This window comes from Ideonella lacteola (genome assembly GCF_038066555.1).
In the GTDB taxonomy this organism is placed as follows: Bacteria; Pseudomonadota; Gammaproteobacteria; order Burkholderiales; family Burkholderiaceae_C; genus Ideonella; species Ideonella lacteola.
Genome location: NZ_JBBUTG010000002.1, coordinates 33,055 through 59,383 on the forward strand (window position 1 = coordinate 33,055; position 26,329 = coordinate 59,383).

Here is a 26,329-nt window from a genome sequence, read left to right on the forward strand (position 1 = left end):
GCGGCGTCAAAACTGCTTCTTCAGGTCCATGCCGGCATACAGCTGGCCGACCTGGGCCTCGTAGCCGTTGAACATCAAGGTCTGGCGGCGCTTGGCGAACAGGCCGTCGTCACCGATGCGGCGCTCGGTGGCCTGGCTCCAGCGCGGGTGGTCGACCTGCGGGTTCACGTTCGAATAGAAACCGTATTCGCTGGGATTGGCGCGTTCCCAGCTGCTGACCGGCTGCTTCTCGACGAAGCGGATCTTGACGATCGATTTCGCGCTCTTGAATCCGTACTTCCAGGGCAGCACGATGCGGACCGGCGCGCCGTTCTGGTTGGGCAGCACCTCGCCATAGAGCCCGAAAGTGAGCAGGGCGAGCGGGTGCATGGCTTCGTCCAGCCTCAGGCCTTCGGTGTACGGCCAGTCGAGCACCCCCGAGCGCAGGCCGGGCATCTGCGCCTTGTCGGCCAGGGTGGTGAACTGCACGAACTTGGCGTTGCCGGCGGGCTCGACGCGCTTGATCAGCTCGGCCAGCGAATAGCCGACCCAGGGGATGACCATGGACCAGCCTTCGACGCAGCGCAGGCGGTAGATGCGCTCTTCCATCGGCGCGAGCTTGAGCAACTCGTCGAGGTCGTACACCTTGGGCTTCTTGACCTCACCTTCGATGCTCACGGTCCACGGCCGCGGCTTGAGCCGCTGCGCCGTCTGGGCCGGATCGTGCTTGTCGGTGCCGAACTCGTAGAAGTTGTTGTACGAGGTGACGTCGTCGTAGGGCGTTGGCTTGTCCATCACGAGCGCCCCCGCCACACCGCTGCGCGCGCCGCGCAGCGCGGCGAGCTTGCCCGGGCCGGCGGCCTGGGCCCAGGCGGTGGCGGGCACCAGGGCGGGCCCGATGCCGGCGCCGGCCAAGCCGAGGGCAGCACGCTGCAACCATTCGCGGCGCGACTGGTAGACGGCTCGGGGGGTGATGTCCGACGTTGTGCGGTGGATGAAGCCGCGGTCCTTCAGCAGGTGCATGGGTCTCTCGCGCTGGAGCGCCCGGCGGGCGCTTGAGGGTCAGTCGGTGCAGGCCGGTGAGACCTTACGCCGCCAGCGAGGTTCCGTGTGCAGCGTCACGCCGGGCGATGATCAGCGGGCGCTGCCGCTGCCATCTTCCGGCGTGGGGTCGTCGGCCGACGCCACGCCCGGAATGATCGTGCCGAGCCCGGCGTCGCCGAAGAGTTTGAGGGCACGGCTGCTGCTGCGCTCGCGAAAGGTCTTGCGCGAGAAAAGCTTGGCCTGCGCTTCGGAGGGGAGATCGGTGATGTTGATCAGGTTGCGGCTGATCAGGGTGTCGATCACGTCTTCGAGCACGCGGACGAAATCGGCATCCAGGCGCGCAAAGCGTTCGCTGGCGCCGTCGTCGCCGACCGAGGGGCCGCCCAGGAAGGCACGCACCTCGGGGTGGTCGTCCGGCAGGAAGTCGGCCTCGTCGACCGCCTCTCGATGCAGGCTGACGATTTGGCCGGCGGCGTCTCGGCGGGCGTAGGGCATGGCGGCGATGTTAGTCAGGTCGGCCGCCGCGGGCGATCACAAAGCGCCGTACGAATGCAGGCCCGACAGGAACATGTTCACACCGAGGAAGGCGAAGGTCGTGATGACCAGCCCGCCCAAGGACCACCAGGCCGAGGCGTTGCCGCGCAGGCCCTTCATCAGGCGCATGTGCAGCCAGGCGGCGTAGTTCAGCCAGACGATCAGCGCCCAGGTTTCCTTCGGGTCCCAGCTCCAGTAGCCGCCCCAGGCTTCGGCAGCCCAGAAGGCCCCCAGCACGGTGGCGATCGTGAAGAAGGCGAAGCCGACAGCGATCGCCTTGTACATGAGGTCGTCCATCAGCTCCAGCGAGGGGGTGCGGGCGTTGATGGGGTTGCGCAGCGAAATCATCACTGCAAAGAAAGCGGCCGTGCCGCCGATCATCCGGGCGCCCTTGAAGAGGGCTGTCTGCATCTGATCGTCCGGGGCGCCCAGCAGGGCGTAGGCGCCCATCAGCACCAGCACCCCGCCCGGCACGCCCACCAGCCCCTGCCACAGGTGCCGCGGCGTGGAGGTCTTGAGCAGGCAGGCCAGCGCGACCATTGCCGCCAGGGCAAAAGTGCCATAGCCGATGAAGTTGGCGGGCACGTGCAGCTTCATCCACCAGCTTTGCAGTGCCGGCAGCAGCGGCTGGATCTCGTGCGCTTCGCGGGCGAAGATGTACCAGGCCAGGAAGCCGACCGCGGCGCTGATGATCAGCATCACGAAGGGCCCGAGCGCGCGGGTCTTGTAATGGGCCTCGTAGTACAGGTAGAACAGCGTCGTCAGCCAGCAGAACAGCACGAAGACTTCGTACAGGTTGCTGACCGGGATGTGACCGATCATCGGGCCCATCTGGTGGCTCTCGTACCAGCGCACCATCGTGCCGGTGAGCGCCATGAAGACGGCGGCCCAGGCCAGCCGAGAGCCGATCCGGAGGCCGGCGGCATCACCCGCGGGCGCGCCCGCGACGGCTGGCCCGCGCGAGAAGAAGCCGATCCAGTAGAACAGCGTGCTCATCCAGAACAGCGTGCCCATCCAGAGGAAGGCGCTTTGGCTGGACAGCAGGTACTTCAACAGGAACACCTGGCTGCCGGCCGCGAGATCGGCGCCGAAGCTGTCGGTGGTGCGGGCGTAGAGGTTGATCGCCAGCAGGCTGGCCGCGCCGACCCCGGCGGCCAGCAGGCGCAAGGGCCCCCAGAACCAGCCGAGAGCGATCAGGGCCGGCACCGCGCCCGCCAGGATGCCCTTTTCATAGCCGTCCATGGCGACGCCATAGCGCCGGAAAGCGTAGACCGCGCCGCCGATGACGAGTGCGGCGAACAGCCAGTCCAGCGGAGCGCGCCGGCTGACCAGGCTTTGCCGGCCCAGGTCGAGCGTGGTGGTGGTCGTGGTGGTGTTCATCGGGTGCCTCCGGCGGTGGACAGCAATTCGTCGCGCAGCTTGTCGAATTCGGCGTCGATGTCGAGAGTGCGCCTCGGGGTGGACATGGCGATCTGGGTGCGGGTGGTGCCCGCTGTCTCGCCATCGGCCAACCAGATCCACAGGCGGCGTTCGCGCACGTACAGCATCGCGAAAACGCCCAGGATCAGCAACACGGCACCGAGATAAACCAGCACCTTGCCAGGGGCGCGTGCCACCTGGAAGACGCTGGCCTGCACGACGTCGAAGTTGGTCAGCGTCAGCAGCACCGGGGCCGGGTAGAGGAAGCTGTCGGACAAGGAAAGCACCGCCTGGGTCATGAAGGCCTCGGTGGCCGGGCCCGGTTCGAGTGGTTTCAGGCCCGCTTGTTCCCGCGCCGATTGGTTCAAATCGAACAAGGCGCCGTTCAGGATGCGCAACATCACCTCGGCGATGCGCGAGCGTTCCGCTTCGGGCACGTTGGTTTCGATGAACTGGCTGATGGCGCTCAGGCCGCCCAGGCGCATCGCCTCGCTGGCCTGGCTGGGCGCCTCGGCGCCGGCGAACAGCCCGAGCGCGCGGGCGGCCGTCAGGCGCAGTTGCTCGGTCATCTCGGGCTTGCCGGCGGGTGTGGCCAGCGTGGCATAGCGCCGGGCCGCCTGGTCGCGCAGGTTGGCATCATTCAGCGCCGCCCGCAGCCGCAACCAGCCCTCGAGGCTGGCGTTTTCGTCGGCCGGCATGCGGAGATAGCGGAAGTTCTCGGCCGCGGAATCGCGCACACCGGCCACGTACACCTGCTGCCCGTCCAGTTCCACCGGCAGCATGTAGTTGTGGAACTCCCGGGCCTGGCCGGCACTGTCGCGCAGGCGGTAGGTGACCGAGGGCCCCACGTTGCGCATCGTCTTGGCCTTGTCGGGGTTGACGCCCGCACCGAGGTGCTTGTCCAGCGTGCCCACCAGGTCGACCTTGCGCAGATCGGTGCCGCTCTGGGCATTGGCCTCGGCCATGTTCTCGACGTTGATGGCTTTGAGCGCGGTGATCTCCAACTGCAGGCGCTGTTTGTCGACGTTGCTCATCAGGCCGGTGGTCTCGCCGACCCGCAGCTTCACGTCGAACGGCTCGCCACCCGCCGAGAGCGGGTAGGCCTTGAGCTGCACCATCGAGCCGCCGTCTTCGACGCTGCTCTGATAGATGGCAATGCCCCGATGGTGGGCCGGCTCGTTGACCTTGATGGTGGCAGCGACCGCTTCGCCCGTTTCATGGTCGTGGATCACTACATCGCTGGCGAACAGGCGTGGCATGCCGGTGTCGTAGTACTCGACGGTGAACTTTTTCAGCTCCACATCGAACGGCAACTCCTGCAGCACGGTGCCTTGCGGCATAGACAGCAGCGCGACACCGGCGCGGCCGCCCTCGGGCACAAGCAGGTTGCCGCGGAAAGTGGGGTTGCTGGCCGACAGCCGATGTTCGGCGGGCACGTCCTTGATGAACTGGTAGCCGCCGTCGAACACGCTCTTGCCGGCCAGCGCCATCTGCGCCCGCACGATCAGGTCGCCATCGGCCAGGCCCCCGAGGCAGATCAGCACGATGGCCGAGTGCGCCGCCAGGTACCCCACCTTGCTGGCCCGGCCGGCGCGTGCCGCGACCATCGTGCCATTGGCGCGCACCTGGGCTCGGGCGCGCCAACCGTGCCGGCCCAGCACCGCGGCGACCTGCTGCAGCGCGGCCTCGCGGCCCAGGGGCAGTACCGCGTCCGCCTTGTGGTGAAAGTAGGCGAGTGATTGCTCCCGCACATGCTCTTTGAAGCTGCGCAGGTCCGCCACGATCTTGGGCGCATTGCGGGCGATGCACAGGCTGGTCGAGACCACCAGGAAACCCAGGATCACCAAGAACCACGGCGCCGAATAGACGCTGAACAGCTGGAAACGGTCGAACAGCTCGGCCCAGAACGGCCCGAACTTGTTGACGTAGTTGTTGAAGGGCTCGTTCTGCTGAACGACCGTGCCGATGATGGCGGCGATGCAGATCACGGCCAACAGCGTGATCGCGAATCGCATCGATGACAGCAACTCGACGGCCTGACGCCAGGCGCTGGCCGGGGAAGGGCGGGGCGGTGTGCCGACGGGCGGGGCGGCGTCAACGAGGTCGGTCGGGGCGGTCATCGGATCGGATTATCAGAATCAGCGGCCGGCCCCAGGGGCGCCTCGGGCATGCCAACCAAAGAAAAGGCCGGTCAGAGACCGGCCTTCACGGGGGCATTCTGACTGCTGCTGCGCGTCAGCGCAGGCCGGCAATGTAGTCGGCCACGGCCGCAATTTCCTCGTTGTTCATGCGGGCTGCAATCTCTTGCATCTGGACACTGTTCATCCGCTTGTGGTCGCGGAACGCCTTCATCTGCAGATCGATGTAGTCGGCATGCTGGCCGCCGATGCGCGGGTACTGGGCGGGGATGCCAGAGCCGGTGGGGCTGTGGCAGCCGGCGCAGGCGGGCACCTGCTTGTCGGCGATGCCGGCGCGGTAGATCTTCTCGCCCAGTGTCACGGTGGCCTTGTTCTTGGCGAAGCCCGGCTTGGCCTGCTTGCTGGCGTAGAACGCGGCGACGTTCTTCATGTCGGCTTCGGTCAGCGGTGCGGCCATGCCTTGCATGATCGCGTTGGTGCGCTTGCCCGACTTGAACTCGGTGAGCTGCTTGACGATGTACTCAGGGTGTTGGCCCTGCAGGATCGGGTTGGCGGGCGAGCCGCGCGAGCCATCGGCGGTGTGGCAAGCGGCGCAGACGTTGGTCGACAGCTCCTGGCCCTTGGCGAGATCCACCTTGGCGGGCGCCGCCGGCTCGTTGGCCCACACGGGCAGCGCCACAGCGGCAGCCAGAAGGGCGGAGAAGGCAACAGCGGCAGGGGTCTTCATTCGGCAGGCCTTGATTGTTCGAACAAAACCCGCGGATTTTACAATGCTCCATGACCGCATCGAACCGCTTGCCTACAGGCACGCCGAGTGACACCACGCGCACCGCGCTGGCCTGGGCCCATGGCGCCCGCTTTCTCACCACCGCCAGCCAGCTGGATCAACTGCCACAAGGCGATCTCCCCGAGTTCGCCTTCGTGGGACGAAGCAATGCCGGCAAGTCGACTGCGATCAACGCGCTGGCGCAACGCAGGCAATTGGCCTTCGCCTCGAAAACGCCGGGCCGCACCCAGCACATCAACCTGTTCGAGCTGGGCCCGAAGGATGCCCCGGACGCCTACCTGGCCGACTTGCCCGGCTATGGCTACGCCACCGTCGAGCGCACCGCCAAGCTGCGCTGGCAGCAGGTGATGGCGGACTACCTCGCGATCCGCCGCAACCTCGCGGGCGTGGTGTTGTTGGTCGACAGCCGACTGGGCTTCACACCCCTGGACCGTCAGTTGCTCGACTTTGTGGCGCCGCGGGTGACCACCGGCGAGGTCAAGCTGCTGGTGTTGCTCACCAAGGCCGACAAGCTGAACAAGAAGGAGCAGGCGGCGGCCCTGGGGGTGGGGCAGGACGGCCTGGCCGATCTCGCCACCGAAGCCGCCGACATCGGGATGCTGCTGTTCTCGGCGCCCAAGCATCAGGGCCTGAACGACCTCGCCGAGACGGTCTACGGCTGGGCGCATCCCGAGGCCTGACTGCGGCCAGCCTCGCGCGTGCTGGCGTCCGGAGCACGCACCCACAAAAAAGCCCGGCGGGTGCCGGGCTGGTTCATCGTGCAGATCGGTGGATCAGAACGGGATGTCGTCGTCCATCTCGTCGATGCCCGCATTCGAGCGCGGGGCGGGCCGTGGTGCCGGTGCGCGCGGGGCGGGTGCCGGCGAGCGGCGCGGGGCGCTGCTGCCGCCACCGCTTTCGTCCATGTCGCGGCTGTAGCCACCGTCATCGCCGCCGCCCATGCCGCCGCCGCCACCGCCTTCGCGGCCACCCAGCAACTGCATGGTTTCTGCGACGATCTCCGTGGTGTAGCGGTCGTTGCCGTCCTTGTCCTGCCACTTGCGGGTCTTCAGGCGGCCTTCGATGTAAACCGGGCGGCCCTTCTTCAGATACTCGCCCGCGACTTCGGCCTGGCGGTCGTACAGCACGACCGAGTGCCATTCGGTTTCTTCCTGGCGCTCGCCGGTGTCGCGGCTCTTCCAGTTGCGGGTGGTGGCCAGGCGCAGGTTGCACACCGCCGCGCCGCTGGGGGTGTAGCGCACCTCAGGGTCGCGCCCCAGGTTGCCGATGATGATGACTTTGTTGATCGAGGCCATGCGGGCGGCTCCAGCGAAAAATCTGTGGGAATGTCCAGTGCCGATTGTGCCGCAGCGCCCCGGCGTCGGGTGGCTGGCGGAGTGGCCAGCGGGGTGTGATTGCCAAAGCTAGGGGACGAGAAAAGTTGAGTTTTCCCGTCCCCCGCCGACTGATGGCCTGTCGCGCCGAACTTAGCGACGCCATTCCAGGGTGCCGGCTGGTGAGGCATTCGGGGCGTTTGGGTCCGGATCACACAGATCCTGGCGCAGCGCCCGATGGGTGGCCGCGACAGCGCAGCGCCGTCAAGGTGGCGCCGGGTGAACCGTCCTCCGGGCGGAACCGCTGAAGTCCGCACGGGTCCATCACGGATGGGACACTGCCCCTTAAGTCGTAGGACCTTCAAGGAGATCGCATGAAGATGTTTCCGTGGCGCCTGGTGGGCGTGGTCGCCGCTGGTGTGTGTGGCGTTCTGCAGGTGGCGTGTGCTGCGCCCACGGCGGCTGCACCGGCGAAGCCAGCACCGGCTGACGTGGCCATTGGCAAAGACGTGGAGACCTTGTCACGCCAGTTGCGCGAAGCGATCGGCGAGCCCCGCTGCACCGCCAGCGAGCAGTGCAAGACGATGGCGGTAGGCCACAAGGCCTGTGGTGGGCCCGAGACTTACGTGGTCTGGTCCACGGCGGTGACCGATGGCGGCCGCCTGCGGGCGCTGGCCGATGCCTACACCGAGGCGCGCCGGAAAGAGGGTGAACAGGCCGGTCGTGTGTCGGACTGCTCGCTAGTCACCGATCCAGGGGCGCGTTGTGAAGCGCAGCGGTGTGTGCCGGCAGGGCGCTCACCGGCGGTGATGTAGGCCAGCTCGGGCACATTCCCCAAGAAAAAACGCCACCTCGAAAGGTGGCGTTGTGCTTCAGGCGGCCGGGGCCGCTGTGTGGGCTCAGTGGCCGGCGCTGCGCTGGTCGAACGGCAGGGTGAGCTGGCTCAGGTCCTTGCGGGTCTCGACGAGCACCAGCGGGCCTTCGTCGACCACGACGACCGGCGGACGTTCGCGCGGTACGTGGACCGGCTTCGGTTCGGCAGCCATGGCCTCCTGGGCGGCGCGGATCTTGTCTGCGTCTGAATTGACCCAGGTGAGGCCCGCCGTATCGGCGATGCGCTGCAACTCATCCAGGGCCAGCACGTAGGGCTCGACGCGAACCGGCTGGGGCGCGGGCGGCGGCGGAGCCACCACCGGCGTGCTGGCCGCTTCGGTGGCGGCCATGGCCGCCTGCGCTGCTGCGATCGGGTCGACCGAGGGCTCGATACCGGCCGACTCGCGACGGCCTTCGCCCCGTTCACCACGCTCGCCTCGATCCCGGCGTTCCCGGCGCTCTCGCCCTTCGCCCCGCCCTTCGCCGCGTCGTTCACCACGCGGTTCGCGGCTTTCGCCTTCTTCTGCGGGCTGCGGTTGTTCCGCCGTTGCGCTCGGTGCTTCGTCGGCCACGTCGGCGGCAATGGCGGCATCGCCTTCCGCCGGCGCGATGTCGCGATCGCCTTCTTCGCCGTTCACGCCATCACGCGCCTCGTCACGGGGCCCACGGCCGCGACGACGACGGCGGCGGCGGCCACCTTCACCTTCAGTGCGTTCGCCTTCCGGCCGATCGCCCTCGGCGCCCACGGCACCTTCAACGGTCACGCCCTCGGCCGTGCTCTCGATCACCTCGGCGTCGCTGGGGCGCTCGGCCTGGCTGTCGCGGTCACGATCGCGTTCGCGCCGTGGCGGTCGTTGCTTGCCCGAACCCTCTTCCGACGATCCGACAGGCACTTGCGGCTGGGTGGCCTCGAAGCGGTCGGTCTCGGCCACGGCGACCGGGGCATTGGCACCACGGCGGTTATCGCGGCGCTCACCACGGTCACCACCTCGCTGGTCGCGGCCCTCACGGTTGTCGCGGCCTTCGGCGCGCACATCGTTGTTGCGCGCTTCTCCGCGGTTCTCACCGCGGCCTTCCCGGCGGTCCGGCCGATCCTGACGGCCCTCGCCCTTGTTGTCCGGACGGCCCTCTTGCCGGTTGCCGTCGCGGCCACCGCGGCCATCCGCGGGCTTGGCACCGCGTTCACCACCGCGTTCGCTGCGCTCATGCCGATCGCCTCGGCGACCGTCGCGGCCGCCCTTGCCGCGTTCGCCTCGGCCGCCCTCACGGGGCTGCTCGCGGCCACCGGTGCGTGCGGCCGGTTGCGCCTCCGGCGTGGCGGGGGCAGGTGCCGGTGTGGCCGGCGTTTCGCCAAAGCCCAGCAGACGCTTGAGCCAACCAAAGAAGCCGCCACCCGAAGGTGACGACGCTGGCGGCCGGGCCCACTGGGGCTCGGGTGCGGCCTGCGGCGCGGGGGCAGGCGCGGCGGCGGCCGGGGCCGGGGCGGGCGCCGGCGGTGCGATCGGGGCGGGTTGGTCGGGCAGCACGCCCTTGATGACCGGTTCCTGCTTGGGCTTGGCCTTCTCGCGGCGAGAAATCGCGACCTCGTCGTCCGGCTCCTCGATCATCGTGTAGCTGGCTTGCAGGTTCTCCAGACGCGGATCGTCGTGACGCAGGCGCTCCAGCTTGTAGTTCGGCGTTTCGAGGTGCTTGTTCGGCACGAGCAGCACGGTGGTGCGCTGCTTCAATTCGATCTTGGTGATCTCGGTGCGCTTCTCGTTGAGCAGGAAGGACGTGACCTCCACCGGCACCTGAACGTGCACGGCGGCGGTGTTCTCCTTCATCGCCTCTTCCTGGATGATCCGCAGGATCTGCAGCGCAGACGACTCGGTGTCGCGGATGTGGCCGGTGCCGTTGCAGCGTGGGCAGGTGATGTGGCTGCCTTCGGACAATGCGGGGCGCAGGCGCTGGCGTGAGAGCTCCAGCAGGCCGAACTTCGAGATCGACGAGAACTGCACGCGGGCCCGGTCCTGGCGCAGCGCATCGCGCAGGCGCTGCTCGACTTCGCGGCGATTCTTCGACTCTTCCATGTCGATGAAGTCGACGACGATCAGGCCGCCCAGATCGCGCAGGCGGCACTGGCGCGCGATTTCGTCGGCGGCTTCGAGGTTGGTTCGGGTCGCGGTCTCCTCGATGTCGCCGCCGCGGGTGGCGCGCGCCGAGTTCACGTCGACAGCGACCAGCGCTTCGGTGTGGTCGATCACGATGGCGCCGCCGGACGGCAGATTCACCGTGCGGCTGAACGCGGTCTCGATCTGGTGCTCGATCTGGAACCGCGAGAACAGCGGCGCATCGTCGCGGTAGCGCTTCACGCGATTGGCCGTTTCCGGCATCACGTGGTTCATGAACTGTTGCGCCTGATCGTAGATGTCGTCGGTGTCGATCAGGATCTCGCCGATGTCGGCGGTGAAGTAGTCGCGGATCGCGCGGATCACCAGCGACGATTCCTGGTAGATCAGGAACGCGCCGGCATTCAGGCGCTTGAGCTTGCGACCATCGGCGTCGGTGGGCGTGTTGACGACGCGCGCGCGGCGCTTGCCCGTCTGGGGATCCTCTTCTTCCAGCTCATACTGCGGTTCCGCGGCGCCGGAAATGGCCGCCCACAGCTTGAGCATGTAATTCAGGTCCCACTGCAGCTCGGCGGCTGAGCGGCCGATGCCGGCTGTGCGGGCGATCAGGCTCATGCCCTTGGGGTACTCGAGCTGATCGAGGTTTTCCTTGAGCTCTTCCCGGTCCTCACCCTCGATCCGGCGCGAGACGCCGCCGCCACGCGGGTTGTTGGGCATCAGCACGAGGTAACGGCCGGCCAACGAGATGAAGGTGGTCAGCGCCGCGCCCTTGTTGCCGCGCTCTTCCTTTTCGACCTGGACCAGCAGTTCCTGGCCGTTGGAAATCACATCCTGGATCTTGGCGTCGCGAACTGAAACGCCATCTTTGAAGTACTGCCGGGAGATTTCCTTGAACGGCAGAAAACCGTGGCGGTCTTCTCCGTAGTCGACAAAACAGGCCTCGAGCGAAGGCTCGACCCGCGTCACCACCGCCTTGTAGATATTGCCCTTGCGTTGTTCGCGGCCCTCGATCTCGGTCTCGAAATCAAGCAGTTTCTGGCCGTCGACGATCGCGAGACGCCGCTCTTCCGGCTGGGTCGCGTTGATCAGCATTCGCTTCATGTGCACTCCTCGTCACGCACCCGTCCCGTAAGCGATGGGACAGGCGCGAGCCTGTGAGGCCACCCGCCTTCGACGACAACGTCGTCGGCGTGCGCCTCGACCGATGCACGAGAAACAAAGGCGGCGGCCGAGGAAGGAATCGCCCTGGACTGCTTCGAACCGCTGTTGGCGGTTTCAGCGAGGCAGCGTTGGCGCGTGCGGCGACAGCACCGCGGCGTGAGCGCGAACCTTTCCCGTTCCCGAACCGGCCCAACGTGCCGGATGCAAGCCCGCGACGATCCTGGGCCGCGCCGGCGTCCAATCGCCGGGGCCGAGGGTCTGCAGACCGAAGGGGTGGGGGGAGTTCATTGCGCGAACGGCGCTTGGGGTTGTCGTCGCAGGAGGCCAGGCGCGGTGCGGGTTGCGCCCGCATCTGGCTTCCAAAAACCTTGGTGGATCTCCGCATGATCGCGGAGCGGCACATCCGAATGTGTTTCTCTGCCACGCCCGACGTCGCAGCCGCCGAGCCACTTTGGGGCTCGCCATTCCGCGCCGTGATGAACGTGTTGCATCACCTTGATACACGGGCTGCACTTGCTGCCCGCTGCCACCCCAGACTCGCAGTGCCCGGGTAAACTCTTGAAAATCAAGCACTTACGGCTCTAACGTGGCGCAGACCATTATAAAGGCGAAAAGTCGCGCGCTGGCGGGCCCTGTCACGCGGCGGTCACCGAAATCGCCTGCCACCGGGGCAAAAGGGCCGAAATCGACGCCTTCTCGCGAAGAATCCCGGCCGGCACCGCCAGCCCCCGCGGCGGAAGTACGGCGCGTCACGGTCGACGAAGGGTCGGCCGGGCAGCGGCTGGACAATTTCCTGCTGCGTGAGCTCAAGGGCGTTCCCAAGACCCATGTCTACCGGATCATCCGGTCGGGCGAGGTGCGGGTGAACCGCGGCCGCGCCACCGCTGACACACGCCTGGCGCTGGGGGACGAGGTGAGGGTGCCGCCGGTGAGGGTGGCCGCTGCGGCGTCCGACGCGGCGTCGGCTCATGTGCCACCCCGCGAATTTCCGGTGTTGTTCGAAGACGAGCATCTGCTGGTCATCGACAAGCCCGCTGGCGTTGCCGTACACGGCGGCAGCGGCGTCAGCTTCGGCGTCATCGAGCAGTTGCGCCGCGCCCGGCCCGAGGCCCGCTTCCTTGAACTGGTGCACCGGCTGGACAAGGAAACGTCCGGCCTGTTGCTGCTGGCGAAGAAGCGCAGCGCATTGACCCACCTGCAGGATCAGTTCCGCCAGCGTGAAACGGGCAAGACCTATGCGGCGCTGGTCACGGGCACCTGGCCGGCGAACAAGAAGGTCATCGATGTTGCGCTGCACAAGTACCTCAACGCGGAAGGCGAGCGGCGGGTTCGTGCCGTGTCGGCCGACCATGACGAGGGGCAGCGCTCGATCTCGCTGGTGAAGGTGGTGAAGGTCTACGACCACGCGCCGCCCGGCTTCACCTTGCTGGACGTGACGATCAAGACCGGCCGCACCCACCAGATCCGCGTGCACCTGGCGCACGAAGGGCACCCGATCGCCGGCGACGACAAGTACGGCGAGTTCGCGCTCAACAAGGCGCTGGCGGCCGGCAAGTTCGCCGGTGGCTGCAAGCTGGACCGCATGTTCCTGCACGCTCGCCGCCTGGCGTTCGACCATCCTTCCAGCGGGGAGCGCATCGAACTGCACGCGCCGCTGCCGGCCGAATGCGAGACACTGCTGTCGCGCCTGTCTTCCACCGTCTCATGACCCGAACCCGACGCTTTGACCTGATCGCCTTCGACTGGGATGGCACCCTGTTCGATTCCACCGCGCTGATCGTGCGCAGCCTCCAGGATGCTTGCCGCGACATCGATGCCCCGGTGCCGGATGCTGAACGTGCAGCCTATGTGATCGGCCTGGGGCTTCGCGATGCGCTCGAGCACGCGGTTCCGGGCCTGCCTGCCGACCGCTACACCGAGCTGGCCGCCAGCTACCGCCGCCACTATTTGGCCAGCCAGCACGAGCTGAGCCTGTTCAAGGGCACGCTCGAGATGCTCCGCGCGCTCAAGGCGCGCCAGCACTTCCTGACGGTGGCCACCGGCAAGACCCGCCGCGGCCTGGACGAGGTGCTGACGATGACCGAGCTGCAGGGGCTGTTCGATGGCAGCCGCACCGCCGACGAGACGTTTTCCAAGCCCCATCCGCGCATGCTGCAGGAGCTGATGGCCGAGTTCGGGGTGGATCCGTCGCGCACCTTGATGGTGGGCGACACGACGCATGATCTGCAATTGGCCGTCAACGCCGGCACCGCTTGTGTGGGCGTCAGCTTCGGTGCCCACGATCACGCCTCGTTCGAACCCTTCTCTCCGCTGTTCATTGCGCATTCGACGGCGCAACTGCACGAGTGGCTGATTCACAACGCCTGATCACGCGATGAACGCGCCTGCCCGCCTGAGCGAACAGCCCCTGTGCGCCAGCGTTGATCTGGAAGAACGAGGCCGGGCGGTGGTGTTCGACGTGCTGCTGTGGGGCGCACCGGCGCGGGCCTTTGCCCTGCGATTCGACGGGCGGGTGGTCGCCTACATGAACCGCTGCGCCCATGTGCCCACGGAGATGGATTGGCAGCCCGGCGACTTCCTCGACCTGGACAAGCGCTGGATCATTTGCTCGATCCACGGCGCGACCTACGAGCCCTCCGATGGGCACTGCGTGGCCGGTCCTTGCCGCGGCGAGCGCCTGATGGCGCTCGATATCGTCGAGCGCGATGGGCAGGTGTATTGGTATCCTAGCCCGGACATCCGGCCTGTCGTTTTCGACTGACGCCGCGTACGCGATGCCCGAATTCCGTTTGACCCTACCGAGCTGTCGATGAGCCTGCCCGAAGATTCCGCGCCCCAACCGGCGCCTGCCCCGGCGCCCGCGCCCGCCCCGGCCGAGATGGCTGCGGCCCCTGCGCCATCGGTCGTCGCACCGCCGCCCCCTTCCCCCGCGCCGCCCCCTTCCCCCGCGCCGTCCCCGGCGCCGCAGCCGGAGGCCGCCAGTCAACTCGCCGGCATGGAGGCTCTGCTGAGACAGGTTTCGTCCGAGCTGCTGCGCGACCGCCGCAGCGCGCGGCGCTGGAACCTGGCGCTGCGCCTGGGCTGGTTCGGCCTGGTGCTTGCCGTGGTTTGGGGCCTGTCGACTCAGCGCGGCGGCCACCCCAACGCGCCGGCCGGACCGCACACCGCGCTGGTCGAGGTGCGTGGCGAGATTGCGGTCGATGCCGAGGCGAACGCCGAGCAGTTGGTGTCGTCCATCAAGACCGCCTTCGAGGACGAAGGCGCCAAGGCGGTGGTGCTGCGCATCAACTCGCCCGGTGGCAGCCCCGTGCAGGCCGGCATCATCAACGACGAGATTCGTCGCTTGAAGGCCAAGCACAAGAAGAAGGTCTACGCCGTCGTCGAAGAAACCTGCGCTTCCGGGGCCTACTACATCGCTGTGGCGGCCGATGAGATCTACGTCGACAAGGCCAGCCTGGTCGGTTCGATCGGTGTGCTGATGGACGGCTTCGGCTTCACCGGCCTGATGGACAAGCTGGGCGTCGAGCGGCGCCTGCTGACCGCCGGCGAGAACAAGGGCATGCTCGATCCCTTCTCCCCGGCCAATGCCAAGCAGACGGCCTACGCCAAGGCGATGCTCGACCAGATCCATCAGCAGTTCATCACCGTCGTGCGCGAAGGCCGCGGCGATCGCTTGAAGGAAACGCCGGAGACGTTCTCCGGCCTGTTCTGGAACGGCGAAGAGGCTGTCAAGCTCGGCCTGGCCGATCAGTTCGGCAACCTCGACTTCGTGGCACGCGAAGTGGTGGGCTTCGAGGAAGTCGTCGACTACACGCCGCAGGAGAACGTGGCCGAGCGCCTGGCCAAGCGCTTTGGTGCGTCGATCGGCGAAGGGGCGGTGCGCACCTTGCGCACCCTCACGCTGCGTTGATCGAGGGGTGCCACTGATGACCCAGGACGGCCCGCAGACTCGATGGCCGACCTGACGCCCTCCGACGTCGCCCCAGCCCGCGATGCGGGCGATGCCGCTCAGCGGCTGGCGGCGCGTGTGCAGGCGTGGCAGCACCGCAACCCCTTGGCCAGGCGTCTGCCTTTGGCCGATGTGGGCGGCTTGGGGGTCATCGCCTTGCCTTATGGCCCCGCGGACGCCAAAGGCAAGTGGCAGCCCTTGTTCCACCAGCCGCGGCTCGTCCCCGGCTTGTCGCACCGCGCGCTGGTCGAATTCGCCCAGCGCCATGCGGTGGCTTACCGTCCCGGGCCGGAAGACTGGCCGCTGCGCGAGATCGAGCGCGACGATGCCGCGACCGAGCCGGCGCCCGCCACCCGCTATTTGCTCACCGCGGCCATCACCGAGCCGGTCAAGCCTGGCGCGCAGCCGCGTCGCCTGCTGATCGCGCCCGAAGGTCGCGCCATCTGGGGCCCGCGGCCCCTCAGCCGCCAGCGCATCGTCGTCGCCGGCGTGCTGCTGCTGGTGTTGCTGACGGCAGCGGTGTGGGCCCTTCGGTCACGCGGTCGGGCCAGTGCGCCGGTGGCCGGTGCCGCGGCGCCGGCGTCGATGCCTGCCTCTTCGGCCAGCGCCCCGCGCGAGCCCACGCCGGCCGCGGCGCCCGCGCACCACGCCGCCGCGTCGACGACACCGGCGGCGCCTCCGAACGCGGCCTCGGCTGGATCCGCCGCCTCGGCCAGGGCGCTGGCGCCAGCGGTTCCGGCCGGGGCCAGCGCTGCGGCGCATGGGTCGGCGGCCGTTCCGGCGGCATCGCCTTCGCCACCGCCATCTGGCTCCCCCTCTGCCCCCACCTCCGCTGCGGCGGGAGCAGCCGTGAAGGCCGTGGCGCCGCCATCGGTGCCACCAGCGCCTACCCGGACAGCCTCAGCCTCGCGCGCGGCGCCCTCGGTAGCGGCGTCCGCGTCCCAGGGGGGGGCGGCCAAGACATCGGTGGCGGCACCGGCACCGGCACCAGCACCGTCCCCGGCCACTTCCGCATCGGCCGCTCTGGCAGGGGGGCATGGCACGCCCGCCGCGGCCACGCCGCCGCCGGCCGCTGCCTCGCCCGCGCTGCCGCCACCGAAGCTGCTGCCCATGCCGGCCCGTCGCGGTGGGCCCGCGCCGGGGGCCGAAACGCCCACGTCGGCCGAGCCGGAGGTGGCCCTGCCGGCCGGCCCGCATTTCGCGCTGGTGTCGATGCCCACCAAGAAGCGCGCGGAGGCCGAAGAGACGCTGGCCCGCGTCAAGCAGCTGCTGGGGCCGGCGATTGGCTCGATGCAGGCACAGGTCATGCCCTCTCCAGAAGGATTCGTCGTCACTGTGTGGCCTTTGCCCACCCAGGCCGATGCCGAGCAACTGGCCCAGGTGTTGGCCCGCCGTGGTGTGCCGATGAAGTGGCTGGAGTTCTGAAGGCTGGGGTGTGAGGCGGTGCCTGTCTCGGCTGCCGACACCCGGGCAGAGCAGGCCGCGCCGACGGGCAGGCGTGGTCTTCGTTGATCTGTGGCATGCCTGCCGGAAGAATGTGAAGGCCCACCAGAGCGTGGGCCGCAAGATCCCGTCATGAGCGAATCCGAGGTTGCCTCCGTCCCTGCCGAGCCCCGCAAGCGCAGCCGCCACGTGCGGCCCGCCGAGGCGCGCGTGCATGTGCCGGCGCGCACGCCGCCGGCAGGGCGAAGCCATGGCTTGCCATCGCCCCGCCGCTTGCTGGCCGCTCAGGTGGTGGCCTGGCACAACGGGCACCCGCTGGCGCGCAAGATCACCCGACGGCAGCTCGGCGGCTACGGTGTCGTGAGCCTGCCGTTTTCGCCCGCCTTGCCCGAGGGGCAGGAGGGGCCCCCGCCATTCCCGATGTTCGACGACCTGTCGCTCATCCCGGGCCTGTCGCGCAGCAAGGTGGTGGCACTGGCGCTGGCGCAAGGGTGGAAAGAGCGGCCCGGCGCACCGGAATGGCCGCTGCGCAAGGTGCCGGTGTCCAAGGGGTGGAACGAGTCTGAATCCGAGCCGATCTACCTGCTGACCGTCGCCCTCAAGCGTGGCAGCAAGAAGCCGCCGTTGCGGCTGCTGATCGGACGATCTGCGGCCGTCGATCCGCGCGGCGTGATCGGCCACCGGCTGTCGAGCCGGCCCAAGCTGGCGCTTGCGGGGGCATCGATGGTGCTGCCGGCGGTCTTGCTGGCCTGGGCTCTCAAGGCGATGTGGCCTGCATCGGGCCCCAGCCTTGCGCCTGCAGAGCCTCTGGTGGCCGAGGCGGCACGCGGCGGCGCACCACCGTCGAATGGGCCGTCGGGCCGCGTGGGCGCCGCGCCTGAACGGGCGATTCAGGCCACGACGCCACCCCTTGCCGGCGCCACCGACGCTGCCCCTCGTGGGCCGGTGGTGGCGGGGGCGGACGACATCCTGCCCGTGCCTCGAGAGCGTGGCTCGTCGGGCAAGGGGCCTCGAGTCGGCACCGGCGTGTCGGCCGACGTTGGTGATCTTCGCGCCGCCGCCACCAGTGCCGACCAGTTCCGCCTGGTCGGCCCGGCGCAGCGTGACCCGACGGCGCTGGAGAAGCAGGCGAATCAGCTGCAGTCGGCACTCGATGCGATGGGTCAGACGGGCGGGCGCCTGCGCATGGACGTCGTGGGTACGGCCGAGGGAGATGCGCTGTCGATCGGGCCACTGGGCGACCAGGCCGAGGCCGAGCGCATCGCCCGGCGGCTGGCCGCCCACGGCATCAATCTGAAGGTCACCGAGCAGCCCTGACGCGCCAGATCTGCGGCGGGGCGGCACGGTGTGTCAGCGGCGAAGGCCGCTCACCCAGACGGTGCGGGAGAGCCCGGTTTCCGGGTTTTCCCCAGCCCCGGCGAGTTACAGGCAGAATCCGCCCCGTGCTGCAGCGCAGCACCCCGTCCACCCCCTGGTAGTCCCATGAGCGTCCACCCTCAGCCCGCCCCCGAAGCCAGCGCCCCACGTCCCGCGTGGAACCTGCCGCGCCTGCGCGAAGCCGCCGCGCGGGGCGAGAAGCTGGCGATGCTGACCTGCTATGACGCCACCTTCGCGCGCGTGCTGGATGAAGCCGGCGCCGACATTCTGCTGGTGGGCGATTCGCTGGGCAATGTGATCCAGGGCGAATCCAGCACCCTGCCGGTCACGCTGGAGCAGATGGCTTACCACACCCGCGCCGTGGCGCAGGGCAAGCGCCAGGCCTTCCTGATCACCGATCTGCCGTTCGGCACCTATGAATCCAGCCCGCAGCAGGCGCTGGCATCGGCGGTGGCGCTGATGCGCGCCGGCGCGCAGATGGTCAAGCTCGAAGGGGGTGGCTACACCGCCGAGACCGTGCGCTTTCTGGTTGAGCGCGGCATTCCCGTGTGTGCGCACCTGGGCCTCACGCCGCAGCGCGTGCACGCCATCGGCGGCTACCGTGTGCAGGGCCGCGACGATGCCGCCGCGCAGGTGCTGCTCGACGACGCCACGGCGCTGGCCCAGGCGGGCGCGGCCTTTCTCGTGCTGGAGCTGGTGCCCTCGGCGCTGGCACGCCGCATCACCCAACAATTGCCACAGCTGATGACGATCGGCATCGGCGCCGGGGCCGGCACCACCGGCCAAGTGCTGGTGATGCACGACATGCTGGGGCTCACCGGCGGCGCCCACGCCAAGCGTCCGCGTTTCGTGCGCGATTTCACCCGGGTGCCTGGCACCCCGCCGGAGGCCCCGGGCCTGTCGGTGCCGCAAGCGGTGGCGGCCTACGTCAAGGCGGTCAAAGACGGCAGTTTCCCCGACGAAGCTGTCCACGGCTACTGAGTTCCATGCAAGTCATTCATTCCATCGCCGAGCTGCGCCGCACCCTGGCCCGGCAGAACCAGACCGTTTTCGTGCCCACGATGGGCAATCTGCATGAAGGGCATTTGTCGCTCGTGCGTGAGGCCAAGCGCTGGGGCGGGCCGGTGGTGGCGAGCGTCTTCGTCAACCGGCTGCAGTTCTTGCCGCACGAGGATTTCGATCGCTACCCGCGCACCCTGGCGCGTGATGTCGAATTGCTCACCGGTGCGGGCTGCAATTTCGTCTTCGCGCCTGACGAGGCAGAGCTCTACCCCGAGCCGCAGGTCTACAAGGTGGCGCCGCCGCCTGCGCTGGCCGACATCCTGGAGGGCGAGTTCCGCCCGGGCTTCTTCAACGGTGTGTGCACCGTGGTGCTCAAGCTGTTCCAGTGCGTCCAGCCAGCGGTGGCGGTGTTCGGCCAGAAGGACTACCAGCAGCTCAAGGTGATCACCGAGATGGCGCGCCAGTTCGCGCTGCCGGTCGAGGTGGTGGGGGCCCCCACCGTGCGGGCCGACGATGGCCTGGCGCTGTCGTCGCGCAACGGCTACCTCGGCGAGACCGAACGGGCCGAGGCCATTGCGCTGCCGCAGGCCCTGCGGGTGCTCGCCGACCGGGCCCGCGAGACGGCCACCACGCTGACTGCGCTGGAGCAAGAGGCGATGCAGGCGCTGGCCGCCCGCGGCTGGGCACCGGATTACCTCACGCTGCGCCGTCGCAGCGACCTCCTTCCACCCACCGAAGAGCAGCGCCTGGGCCACGAGCCTCTGGTGGCGTTGGGTGCGGCGCGTTTGGGTACCACGCGCCTGATCGACAACATCGAGTGTTGAACTGACGCGCCTTCGCCCGGCCCTTTGCGGGGACGCCGGCCGCTTTCGAGCCTGCCGGTGGTCCCTTCAGAGCCAGGATGAGATGAGCGTCACCGGGCCCTGAGACATTGGAGAAAGTTAGCCACATGACCGTCGCCGAGCAAACGATCCACCTGCACCGTCCTGCCAAGTCGAAGGCGGGCGCAGCCCCGACGGCCGAGCGCTGGCCGGTGGCCGACATCGAGGCGCTGTTCGAGTTGCCGCTGACCGAGCTGGTCTTCCAGGCCCAGACGGTGCACCGTGAGCATTTCGATCCGGCCGAGGTCGAGCTGGCGACGCTGCTGTCGATCAAGACAGGCGGGTGCCCCGAGGATTGCGGCTACTGCCCGCAATCGGTGCACTACGACACGGGCGTGGAAGCCGGCAAGCTGATGGAGGTGACGGCGGTTCGCGAAGCCGCCGAGGCCGCCAAGGCGGCGGGCGCCACCCGCTTCTGTATGGGGGCGGCCTGGCGTGCACCGAAGGACCGCGACATCGAAAAGGTCGCCGAGCTGGTGCGCGAGGTGAAGTCCATCGGCCTCGAAGCCTGCTGCACACTCGGCATGCTCAGCGAGGGTCAGGCCCAGTCGCTCAAGCAAGCCGGTCTCGACTACTACAACCACAACCTCGACACCGCGCCCGAGGCCTATGGCCGAATCATCTCGACCCGTGATTACCAGGATCGCCTGGACACGCTCGAACACGTGCGCAATGCCGGCATGAACGTGTGCTGCGGCGGCATCGTCGGCATGGGTGAATCACGCCGCGAACGTGCCGGCCTGGTGGCGCAACTGGCCAACATGGAGCCCTATCCCGATTCGGTGCCGATCAACGAGCTGGTGCAGGTCGAAGGCACGCCACTGGCCGGTACCGAGAAGATCGATCCGTTCGAATTCGTCCGCACCATCGCGGTAGCGCGCATCACCATGCCCCGGGCCCGGGTGCGCCTGTCGGCGGGCCGTCAGCAGATGGACGAGGCCTTGCAGGCGATGTGCTTCCTGGCCGGTGCCAACTCCATCTTCTACGGCGATCGCCTGCTGACCACCGGCAACCCCGAGGTCGAGCGCGACCGTGCGCTGCTGGCGCGCCTGGGCCTGCACGCCCGCGATGGGCAGCACGGCCACCGCTGAGGCTTCGCGCGAATCCCGGCAAGGCAGCGTGGGAGGGGCGATGGCGCCTTTGCATCTGAATACGCCACTGGTCGAGTCGGCCCCGTTGTCCCGTTTGGCGGGCCGGCGCGTCTGGCTCAAGCTGGACGCATTGCAGCCGTCGGGTTCGTTCAAGATCCGCGGCGTGGGCCGCGCCTGCCAGACCTACCTCGAACGCGGTGCCCGCGGCTTCGTCAGCTCATCCGGCGGCAACGCCGGCCTGGCGGTGGCCTATGCGGGCCGCTGCTTGGGCGTGCCAGTGCGGGTGGTGGTGCCCAAGACCAGCACCGCGAGGGCGCGTGAGCTGCTGGCCGCCGAGGGCGCGGAGGTGACGGTGCATGGCGACTCTTGGGTCGAGGCCAATGCCCTGGCCCAATCGCTCGTCGGGCCGAACGACGCCTTCGTTCATCCCTTCGACGACCCGCTGCTGTGGCCGGGCCACGCCACCCTCATCGACGAGGTCGCGGCCTCCGGGCTGCGGCCTGGCGCGGTGCTGCTGTCGGTGGGAGGCGGTGGCTTGTTCAGCGGCGTGGTGGAGGGGCTGGCGCGCAACGGCATGGCCGACGTCCCCGTCTTCGCTGTGGAAACCGACGGTGCGGCCTCCTTGCAGGCCAGCCTCAAGGCGGGGCAGCTCGTGTCGCTGGAGGCCATCACCTCGATCGCGACCTCGCTGGGCGCCAAGCAGGTTTGCCGCCAGGCGTTCGAGCTGGCCCGATCGCACCCGGTGACCGGCTTGGTCGTCAGCGATGCGGATGCCGTCCGCGCATGCGTGCGACTGATGGACGACCACCGCCTGGTCGTCGAGCCGGCGTGTGGCGCGGCGCTCGCACCGCTGCACCGGGGCGAGCCCGCCCTGGCCTCGGTTGAGGGTGACCTGCTGGTGATCGTGTGCGGCGGCGCCACCGCCACCGCCGCCCAGTTGCTCGCCTGGTCCGAGTCGCTTCGTTAACCCTTTTGTCCATGCCGCTGCGGCGGCCGCCTTGCCATGTTCAGAAACTTCCTGCACGCCAAGATCCACCGCGCCACGGTGACGCACTGCGAACTGCACTACGAAGGTTCCTGCGGCATCGACCAGGACCTGCTGGACGCCAGCGGCATCCGCCCGAACGAGCAGGTGCACATCTGGAACGTCACCAACGGCGAGCGCTTCATCACCTACGCCATCTCGTCGCCGCGCGGCAGTGGCGTGATCTCGCTGAACGGCTCGGCGGCGCGCCGCGCCAGCGTGGGCGACCTGGTGATCATCGCCGCCTTTGCCTCGGTGCATGAGGACAAGATCGACCAGCATGTGCCGAAGCTCGTTTTCGTGGACGAGGCCAACCGCCTGAAAGAGCTGCGCCACGAACCCGCCGGCCCGCAGGCAGGGGTGGCCGGGGGCTGAGCGTCGTGCCAGGGCCGCACGCTTGCCGGGCCGTGTGATGGCCGACGCCTGCCTGTACCTCGCATCGGTGCCAGTGTTTCGCCGCTACTTCGGCCAGTCGGCCGGCTGGTTCGAGCGAGCGCAGGCGCACGGTGGCGATGCGCTGCTGCAGGCGCGTCTGGCGCCCGACATGCTCTGTTTCAGTGAGCAGATGGCCACCGCCGCGCACTTCAGCCTGCGTGCCAGCTACCCTCTGGCCGGGCTGCCGGTGCCGGCCTTCGACAGCGCACCAGCCACCTGGACCGGCTTGTACGTGCGATGGGCGCGGGTCGCGGCGTTGCTCGATGTGCTGGACCCCCTCGCGTTCGCCGGTGCTGAGGCCCGGGTCATCCACGCCGATGCCGGACAGGCGACCTTGTCGCTCGACGGCGCGACCTTTCTGCACCAGTTTGCGCTGCCGAACTTCCATTTCCACCTGGCCATGGCCTACGCGATCCTGCGCCAGCAGGGGGTGCCGTTGGGCAAGGCCGATGTCGATGGCTTCCACCGCTATCCGGCCGTGGCCGCCTGAGACCCTGTGAACGAGCTCTGATGGGATTGAATGACGACTGGCGTGCCCGCAGCCTGAAGGCGGTGTGGCACCCCTGCACACAGATGAAGCTGCACGCGCCGCAGGGCGGTGCGCAACCGCTGATCCCGGTGGCTCGCGCGTCCGGCGTGTGGCTGCACGACCATGAAGGCCGGCGCTACCTCGACGGCATCAGCTCGTGGTGGGTCAACCTCTTCGGCCACAACCACCCTGCGATACGCGAGGCTCTGGTCGACCAGCTCCACACGCTTGACCATGTGATGCTGGCTGGCTTCACCCATGCGCCGGTGGTCGAGTTGTCGGAGCGCTTGTCCGCCTTGACCGGCCTCGGCCACGCGTTCTACGGCAGCGATGGAGCGAGTGCGACCGAAATCGCGCTGAAGATGAGCGCCCACCACTGGCGCAACGCCGGTCGCCTCGGCAAATGCCGTTTCGTGGGCATCGCCGGTGGGTACCACGGCGAGACCGTCGGCGCCTTGGCGGTGACCGACATCGCCTTGTTCCGCGAGGCCTATGCGCCGCTGGTGCGTCTGGCGGCCACTGCGCCGAGCCCGGATGCCCGCCAGGCCGAGCCCGGTGAATCGGCCGCCGACGTGGCCGAGCGGGCGGCCGCGGCACTGGACGCCTATCTCGCCGAACATGCCAACGAGACGGCCGCCGTCATCGCCGAACCGCTGGTGCAGTGCGCCAGCGGCATGGCGATGCACGATCCGATCTACCTGCGCCGCCTGCGCGAGTTGTGCGATCGACATCAGGTGCATCTCGTGCTCGATGAAATCGCGGTCGGCTTCGGCCGCACCGGCACGCTCTTCGCGCACCAGTGCCCCGGGGCCGACATCCGTCCGGACTTCCTGTGCCTGTCCAAGGGGCTGACCGGCGGCACGCTGCCCCTGTCGGCGGTGTTGACGACCGACGCGGTCTACGAGGCCTTCTACGACGACGATGTGGCGCGCGGCTTCTTGCACTCGCACAGCTACACCGGCAACCCCTTGGCGTGTCGCGCCGCGCTGGCCACGCTGGACCTGATCGAGCAGACCGACGCGGTGTCGCGCAACATCGCCACCGCACAACGCCTGGCGGCGCAGTTGGCCCCACTGACGCAGCACGACCGGGTGCGCCATGCACGGCGGCAGGGAATGATCTTCGCGTGGGACATCGCCTCCAGCCTGCCCGACTTTTCGCGCCGCTTCGCGCGCCATGCGCTGGCCGAGGGCCTGCTGCTGCGGCCCATCGGCCACACGCTGTACACCATGCCGCCGTATGTGATCGACGAGGAAGAGGGCGACCACCTCGCCCGGGGTGCGCTGAGGGCCTTGCAGGCGACATTGGCCGAAGAGGGCACAGGCGGTGCCGCGCACACCCGTGGAGGCGTCGATGGTGTGTAAGACCCTGTTCGTGACCGGCACCGACACAGGCGTTGGCAAGACCCTGATCAGCGCCGCCGTGCTGCACCACCTGGGCCGTCACCATGCCCGGGTCGTCGGCATGAAGCCGGTGGCTGCCGGGCTGATCGAGCACCAGGGCGCGACGGTCAGTGAAGACGTGTTGATGCTGCGCGCTGCGTCGAGCCTGCCTGTACCGGCCGAGCTGGACAACCCGGTGGCGCTGCCCGATCCGCTGTCGCCGCACCTGGCCGCGCGTCGCGCGGGCCGCAGCGTGCGCGTGGCGGATCTGCTGGCCCCGGCACGGCGACTGCAGGCCATGGCCGATGCGCTGCTCGTCGAAGGGGCTGGCGGGTGGCGCGTGCCGCTCAACGACGATGAGACGCTGGCCGATCTCGCCGCCGCGCTGGGGGCGCCGGTGCTGCTGGTGGTGGGCATGCGGCTGGGCTGCCTGAACCACGCCCTGCTCACGGCCGAGGCCATCCGCCGTGATGGCCTGATGCTGGCCGGCTGGGTGGCCAACCGCATCGACCGCGACATGGCCTGCTTCGACGAGAACCTGGCCACGCTGCAATCGCGCCTGCAAGCGCCGCTGTGGGGAGTGGTGCCCTGGTGTGATCAGCCCGACCCGGCGCGCATCGCGCTCGAACTGCCCAAGGATTTCCAATGACCTGGCTCGACGATTTCGACGCCCGCCTGGCCGAGCACGCCGCGGCCCACCTCACGCGCGTGCGTCGCGTGGTGGTGCCCGAGTCGGGTGCACGCCTGACGGTGAACGGCCGCTCGATGCTGGCGTTCTGCAGCAACGACTACCTGGGCCTCGCGGGTCACCCCGCACTGAAGGCCGCGGTGCATGCCGCGGTCGACACCTACGGCGTGGGCTCCGGCGCGTCGCCCATGGTCAGCGGCTACAGCGCCGCGAACGCGGCGCTCGAAGCTGAGCTGGCGGCTTTCGTGCAGTTGCCCAACGCGTTGTACTTCTACGCCGGCTACGCCACCAACGCGAGCATCGTGCCGGCCCTGGTCGGCCCGGGCGACGCCATCTTTTCCGATGCGCTGAACCACGCCTGCCTGATCGACGGCTGCCGTTTGTCGAAGGCGCAGGTGCATCGCTTTGACCACGCGCGGCTGGAGGCGCTCGAGGCGCAGCTGGCCGCCGAGCCGGCGCGCCGCAAGCTGATCATCAGCGATGCGGTGTTCAGCATGGATGGCGATGTGGCCGACATCGCCACCGTGGTATCGCTGGCCGAGCGCCACGATGCGCTGGTGCTGCTCGACGATGCCCACGGCTTTGGCCTGCTCGGCCCGCAGGGCCGCGGTGCGCTGTCTGCCGTGGGGCTGACCGGCTCTAAGGCCTCGCCGCGGGTGCTCTACATGGCCACCTTGGGCAAGGCGCTTGGCGTGGCCGGGGCCTTCGTGGCCGGCCCCGAGCGGCTGGTCGAATGGTTGCTGCAGAAGACGCGCAGCTACACCTACGCGACGGCGGCGCCGGCGCTGTTGGCCGAGTCCTTGCGTGCTGCCTTGCGCGTGGTCGAGAGCCTCGAAGGCGATGAGCGCCGCGCCCACTTGCAATCGCTCATCGCCCGGCTGCGCGACGGCCTGTCGCCCGGTGCCGATGCCGCCATCGATGCGGCGGGCTGGTCGTTGATGGATTCGCCCACCCCCATCCAGCCCCTGGTCATCGGCGACAACGCCGCTTCACTGCGGGTGATGCAGGGGTTGCAGGACGCGGGCCTGTGGGTCCCCGCCATCCGCCCCCCGACCGTCCCAGCCGGCACCGCGCGCTTGCGCATCGCGCTGAGCGCCGCGCACCAGCATGCCGATGTCGACCTGCTGGTGCGCTCGCTGCGCACCCTGGCCCGCGCCGGCTGACGTCCCTGA

General features: G+C 68.7%; 24 protein-coding genes. 17 read left to right on the forward strand and 7 right to left on the reverse strand.

From position 1 onward, the window contains the following. Positions 1–6: 6 nt before the first annotated feature. The 5 genes from msrP to AACH06_RS03640 form a co-directional block, all read right to left on the reverse strand. Positions 7–1,002, reverse strand: coding sequence for a protein-methionine-sulfoxide reductase catalytic subunit MsrP (gene msrP / locus AACH06_RS03620; RefSeq protein WP_341424261.1), 996 nt, complete (start codon positions 1,000–1,002; stop codon positions 7–9). Positions 1,003–1,113: 111 nt separating this feature from the next. After that, the gene (locus AACH06_RS03625; RefSeq protein ID WP_341424262.1) at positions 1,114–1,518 is read right to left on the reverse strand and encodes a hypothetical protein; all 405 of its coding nucleotides are present in this window, start codon (positions 1,516–1,518) and stop codon (positions 1,114–1,116) included. Between the two features lie 36 nt (positions 1,519–1,554). Beyond that, positions 1,555–2,937 carry a c-type cytochrome biogenesis protein CcsB gene (ccsB, locus tag AACH06_RS03630; protein WP_341424263.1) on the reverse strand — a complete coding sequence of 461 codons (1,383 nt, stop codon included), beginning with the start codon at positions 2,935–2,937 and terminating at the stop codon, positions 1,555–1,557. Beyond that, positions 2,934–5,096: a cytochrome c biogenesis protein ResB gene (locus AACH06_RS03635; RefSeq protein WP_423221981.1), complete on the reverse strand. Its 2,163-nt coding sequence runs from the start codon at positions 5,094–5,096 to the stop codon at positions 2,934–2,936. Before AACH06_RS03635 ends, ccsB begins: the two co-directional genes overlap by 4 nt. Before the next feature lie 115 nt (positions 5,097–5,211). Next, a complete protein-coding gene (locus AACH06_RS03640; RefSeq protein ID WP_341424264.1) occupies positions 5,212–5,841 on the reverse strand; it encodes a c-type cytochrome in 630 nt (209 codons plus the stop codon). A gap of 50 nt (positions 5,842–5,891) precedes the next feature. On the opposite strand from AACH06_RS03640, the gene yihA reads away from it, so the two are divergent. After that, positions 5,892–6,581 (forward strand): ribosome biogenesis GTP-binding protein YihA/YsxC, encoded by a 690-nt coding sequence (gene yihA, locus AACH06_RS03645; protein ID WP_341424265.1) that lies wholly within the window; start codon positions 5,892–5,894, stop codon positions 6,579–6,581. A gap of 93 nt (positions 6,582–6,674) precedes the next feature. Here yihA and AACH06_RS03650 read toward each other — a convergent pair whose 3' ends face one another. Next, positions 6,675–7,196 (reverse strand): single-stranded DNA-binding protein, encoded by a 522-nt coding sequence (locus AACH06_RS03650; RefSeq protein WP_341424266.1) that lies wholly within the window; start codon positions 7,194–7,196, stop codon positions 6,675–6,677. 392 nt (positions 7,197–7,588) lie between these two features. On the opposite strand from AACH06_RS03650, the gene AACH06_RS03655 reads away from it, so the two are divergent. Further along, positions 7,589–8,029, forward strand: a complete 441-nt coding sequence (locus AACH06_RS03655) for a hypothetical protein (protein WP_341424267.1) — start codon at positions 7,589–7,591, stop codon at positions 8,027–8,029. A gap of 84 nt (positions 8,030–8,113) precedes the next feature. Here AACH06_RS03655 and AACH06_RS03660 read toward each other — a convergent pair whose 3' ends face one another. Continuing rightward, positions 8,114–11,296, reverse strand: coding sequence for an Rne/Rng family ribonuclease (locus tag AACH06_RS03660; protein WP_341424268.1), 3,183 nt, complete (start codon positions 11,294–11,296; stop codon positions 8,114–8,116). An 841-nt stretch (positions 11,297–12,137) separates the two neighbouring features. Between AACH06_RS03660 and AACH06_RS03665 the strand changes: the two genes are divergently transcribed. From AACH06_RS03665 to AACH06_RS03735, 15 genes are all read left to right on the forward strand, one after another. Beyond that, entirely contained in the window at positions 12,138–13,064 is a 927-nt protein-coding gene (locus tag AACH06_RS03665; RefSeq protein ID WP_341424673.1) for an RluA family pseudouridine synthase, read from the forward strand. Next, positions 13,061–13,723, forward strand: a complete 663-nt coding sequence (locus AACH06_RS03670) for an HAD-IA family hydrolase (protein WP_341424269.1) — start codon at positions 13,061–13,063, stop codon at positions 13,721–13,723. Before AACH06_RS03665 ends, AACH06_RS03670 begins: the two co-directional genes overlap by 4 nt. 7 nt (positions 13,724–13,730) lie before the next feature. Then, the gene (locus AACH06_RS03675; protein ID WP_341424270.1) at positions 13,731–14,117 is read left to right on the forward strand and encodes a Rieske (2Fe-2S) protein; all 387 of its coding nucleotides are present in this window, start codon (positions 13,731–13,733) and stop codon (positions 14,115–14,117) included. Positions 14,118–14,234: 117 nt separating this feature from the next. Further along, the gene (locus AACH06_RS03680; RefSeq protein ID WP_423221988.1) at positions 14,235–15,266 is read left to right on the forward strand and encodes a S49 family peptidase; all 1,032 of its coding nucleotides are present in this window, start codon (positions 14,235–14,237) and stop codon (positions 15,264–15,266) included. A 42-nt stretch (positions 15,267–15,308) separates the two neighbouring features. Next, complete coding sequence (locus AACH06_RS03685; protein ID WP_341424272.1) at positions 15,309–16,730, forward strand: hypothetical protein; 1,422 nt, start codon at positions 15,309–15,311, stop codon at positions 16,728–16,730. Positions 16,731–16,880: 150 nt separating this feature from the next. Next, on the forward strand, positions 16,881–18,065 hold the full coding sequence (locus AACH06_RS03690) for a hypothetical protein (protein WP_341424273.1): 1,185 nt from the start codon (positions 16,881–16,883) through the stop codon (positions 18,063–18,065). A 165-nt stretch (positions 18,066–18,230) separates the two neighbouring features. Then, a complete protein-coding gene (gene panB / locus AACH06_RS03695; RefSeq protein WP_341424274.1) occupies positions 18,231–19,106 on the forward strand; it encodes a 3-methyl-2-oxobutanoate hydroxymethyltransferase in 876 nt (291 codons plus the stop codon). A 5-nt stretch (positions 19,107–19,111) separates the two neighbouring features. Next, positions 19,112–19,951, forward strand: coding sequence for a pantoate--beta-alanine ligase (panC, locus tag AACH06_RS03700; protein ID WP_341424275.1), 840 nt, complete (start codon positions 19,112–19,114; stop codon positions 19,949–19,951). A gap of 125 nt (positions 19,952–20,076) precedes the next feature. Beyond that, complete coding sequence (gene bioB, locus AACH06_RS03705) at positions 20,077–21,099, forward strand: biotin synthase BioB (protein WP_341424276.1); 1,023 nt, start codon at positions 20,077–20,079, stop codon at positions 21,097–21,099. 40 nt (positions 21,100–21,139) lie between these two features. Next, positions 21,140–22,066 (forward strand): pyridoxal-phosphate dependent enzyme, encoded by a 927-nt coding sequence (locus tag AACH06_RS03710; protein ID WP_341424277.1) that lies wholly within the window; start codon positions 21,140–21,142, stop codon positions 22,064–22,066. Between the two features lie 36 nt (positions 22,067–22,102). Next, positions 22,103–22,498, forward strand: a complete 396-nt coding sequence (gene panD / locus AACH06_RS03715) for an aspartate 1-decarboxylase (RefSeq protein WP_341424278.1) — start codon at positions 22,103–22,105, stop codon at positions 22,496–22,498. A 37-nt stretch (positions 22,499–22,535) separates the two neighbouring features. Beyond that, a complete protein-coding gene (locus tag AACH06_RS03720; protein WP_341424279.1) occupies positions 22,536–23,048 on the forward strand; it encodes a DUF1993 family protein in 513 nt (170 codons plus the stop codon). 20 nt (positions 23,049–23,068) lie between these two features. After that, the gene (locus AACH06_RS03725) at positions 23,069–24,451 is read left to right on the forward strand and encodes an adenosylmethionine--8-amino-7-oxononanoate transaminase (RefSeq protein WP_341424280.1); all 1,383 of its coding nucleotides are present in this window, start codon (positions 23,069–23,071) and stop codon (positions 24,449–24,451) included. After that, positions 24,441–25,118: a dethiobiotin synthase gene (gene bioD, locus AACH06_RS03730; protein WP_341424281.1), complete on the forward strand. Its 678-nt coding sequence runs from the start codon at positions 24,441–24,443 to the stop codon at positions 25,116–25,118. The genes AACH06_RS03725 and bioD overlap by 11 nt, the downstream gene beginning before the upstream one ends. Further along, positions 25,115–26,320 (forward strand): aminotransferase class I/II-fold pyridoxal phosphate-dependent enzyme, encoded by a 1,206-nt coding sequence (locus AACH06_RS03735; protein WP_341424282.1) that lies wholly within the window; start codon positions 25,115–25,117, stop codon positions 26,318–26,320. The genes bioD and AACH06_RS03735 overlap by 4 nt, the downstream gene beginning before the upstream one ends. Positions 26,321–26,329 lie beyond the last annotated feature (9 nt).

What these genes read in the sequence shown, in the direction of transcription:
- AACH06_RS03625 (WP_341424262.1), bottom strand. Translation starts at nt 1,518, where the DNA reads ATGCCCTACGCCCGCCGAGACGCCGCCGGCCAAATCGTCAGCCTGCAT.
- AACH06_RS03725 (WP_341424280.1), top strand. Translation starts at nt 23,069, where the DNA reads ATGGGATTGAATGACGACTGGCGTGCCCGCAGCCTGAAGGCGGTGTGG.
- AACH06_RS03655 (WP_341424267.1), top strand. Translation starts at nt 7,589, where the DNA reads ATGAAGATGTTTCCGTGGCGCCTGGTGGGCGTGGTCGCCGCTGGTGTG.
- bioD (WP_341424281.1), top strand. Translation starts at nt 24,441, where the DNA reads ATGGTGTGTAAGACCCTGTTCGTGACCGGCACCGACACAGGCGTTGGC.
- AACH06_RS03650 (WP_341424266.1), bottom strand. Translation starts at nt 7,196, where the DNA reads ATGGCCTCGATCAACAAAGTCATCATCATCGGCAACCTGGGGCGCGAC.
- AACH06_RS03660 (WP_341424268.1), bottom strand. Translation starts at nt 11,296, where the DNA reads ATGAAGCGAATGCTGATCAACGCGACCCAGCCGGAAGAGCGGCGTCTC.
- AACH06_RS03685 (WP_341424272.1), top strand. Translation starts at nt 15,309, where the DNA reads ATGGCCGACCTGACGCCCTCCGACGTCGCCCCAGCCCGCGATGCGGGC.
- panC (WP_341424275.1), top strand. Translation starts at nt 19,112, where the DNA reads ATGCAAGTCATTCATTCCATCGCCGAGCTGCGCCGCACCCTGGCCCGG.
- AACH06_RS03675 (WP_341424270.1), top strand. Translation starts at nt 13,731, where the DNA reads ATGAACGCGCCTGCCCGCCTGAGCGAACAGCCCCTGTGCGCCAGCGTT.
- AACH06_RS03690 (WP_341424273.1), top strand. Translation starts at nt 16,881, where the DNA reads ATGAGCGAATCCGAGGTTGCCTCCGTCCCTGCCGAGCCCCGCAAGCGC.
- AACH06_RS03720 (WP_341424279.1), top strand. Translation starts at nt 22,536, where the DNA reads ATGGCCGACGCCTGCCTGTACCTCGCATCGGTGCCAGTGTTTCGCCGC.
- AACH06_RS03680 (WP_423221988.1), top strand. Translation starts at nt 14,235, where the DNA reads ATGGCTGCGGCCCCTGCGCCATCGGTCGTCGCACCGCCGCCCCCTTCC.
- panD (WP_341424278.1), top strand. Translation starts at nt 22,103, where the DNA reads ATGTTCAGAAACTTCCTGCACGCCAAGATCCACCGCGCCACGGTGACG.
- ccsB (WP_341424263.1), bottom strand. Translation starts at nt 2,937, where the DNA reads ATGAACACCACCACGACCACCACCACGCTCGACCTGGGCCGGCAAAGC.
- AACH06_RS03670 (WP_341424269.1), top strand. Translation starts at nt 13,061, where the DNA reads ATGACCCGAACCCGACGCTTTGACCTGATCGCCTTCGACTGGGATGGC.
- bioB (WP_341424276.1), top strand. Translation starts at nt 20,077, where the DNA reads ATGACCGTCGCCGAGCAAACGATCCACCTGCACCGTCCTGCCAAGTCG.
- panB (WP_341424274.1), top strand. Translation starts at nt 18,231, where the DNA reads ATGAGCGTCCACCCTCAGCCCGCCCCCGAAGCCAGCGCCCCACGTCCC.
- AACH06_RS03710 (WP_341424277.1), top strand. Translation starts at nt 21,140, where the DNA reads ATGGCGCCTTTGCATCTGAATACGCCACTGGTCGAGTCGGCCCCGTTG.
- msrP (WP_341424261.1), bottom strand. Translation starts at nt 1,002, where the DNA reads ATGCACCTGCTGAAGGACCGCGGCTTCATCCACCGCACAACGTCGGAC.
- AACH06_RS03640 (WP_341424264.1), bottom strand. Translation starts at nt 5,841, where the DNA reads ATGAAGACCCCTGCCGCTGTTGCCTTCTCCGCCCTTCTGGCTGCCGCT.
- yihA (WP_341424265.1), top strand. Translation starts at nt 5,892, where the DNA reads ATGACCGCATCGAACCGCTTGCCTACAGGCACGCCGAGTGACACCACG.
- AACH06_RS03735 (WP_341424282.1), top strand. Translation starts at nt 25,115, where the DNA reads ATGACCTGGCTCGACGATTTCGACGCCCGCCTGGCCGAGCACGCCGCG.
- AACH06_RS03635 (WP_423221981.1), bottom strand. Translation starts at nt 5,096, where the DNA reads ATGACCGCCCCGACCGACCTCGTTGACGCCGCCCCGCCCGTCGGCACA.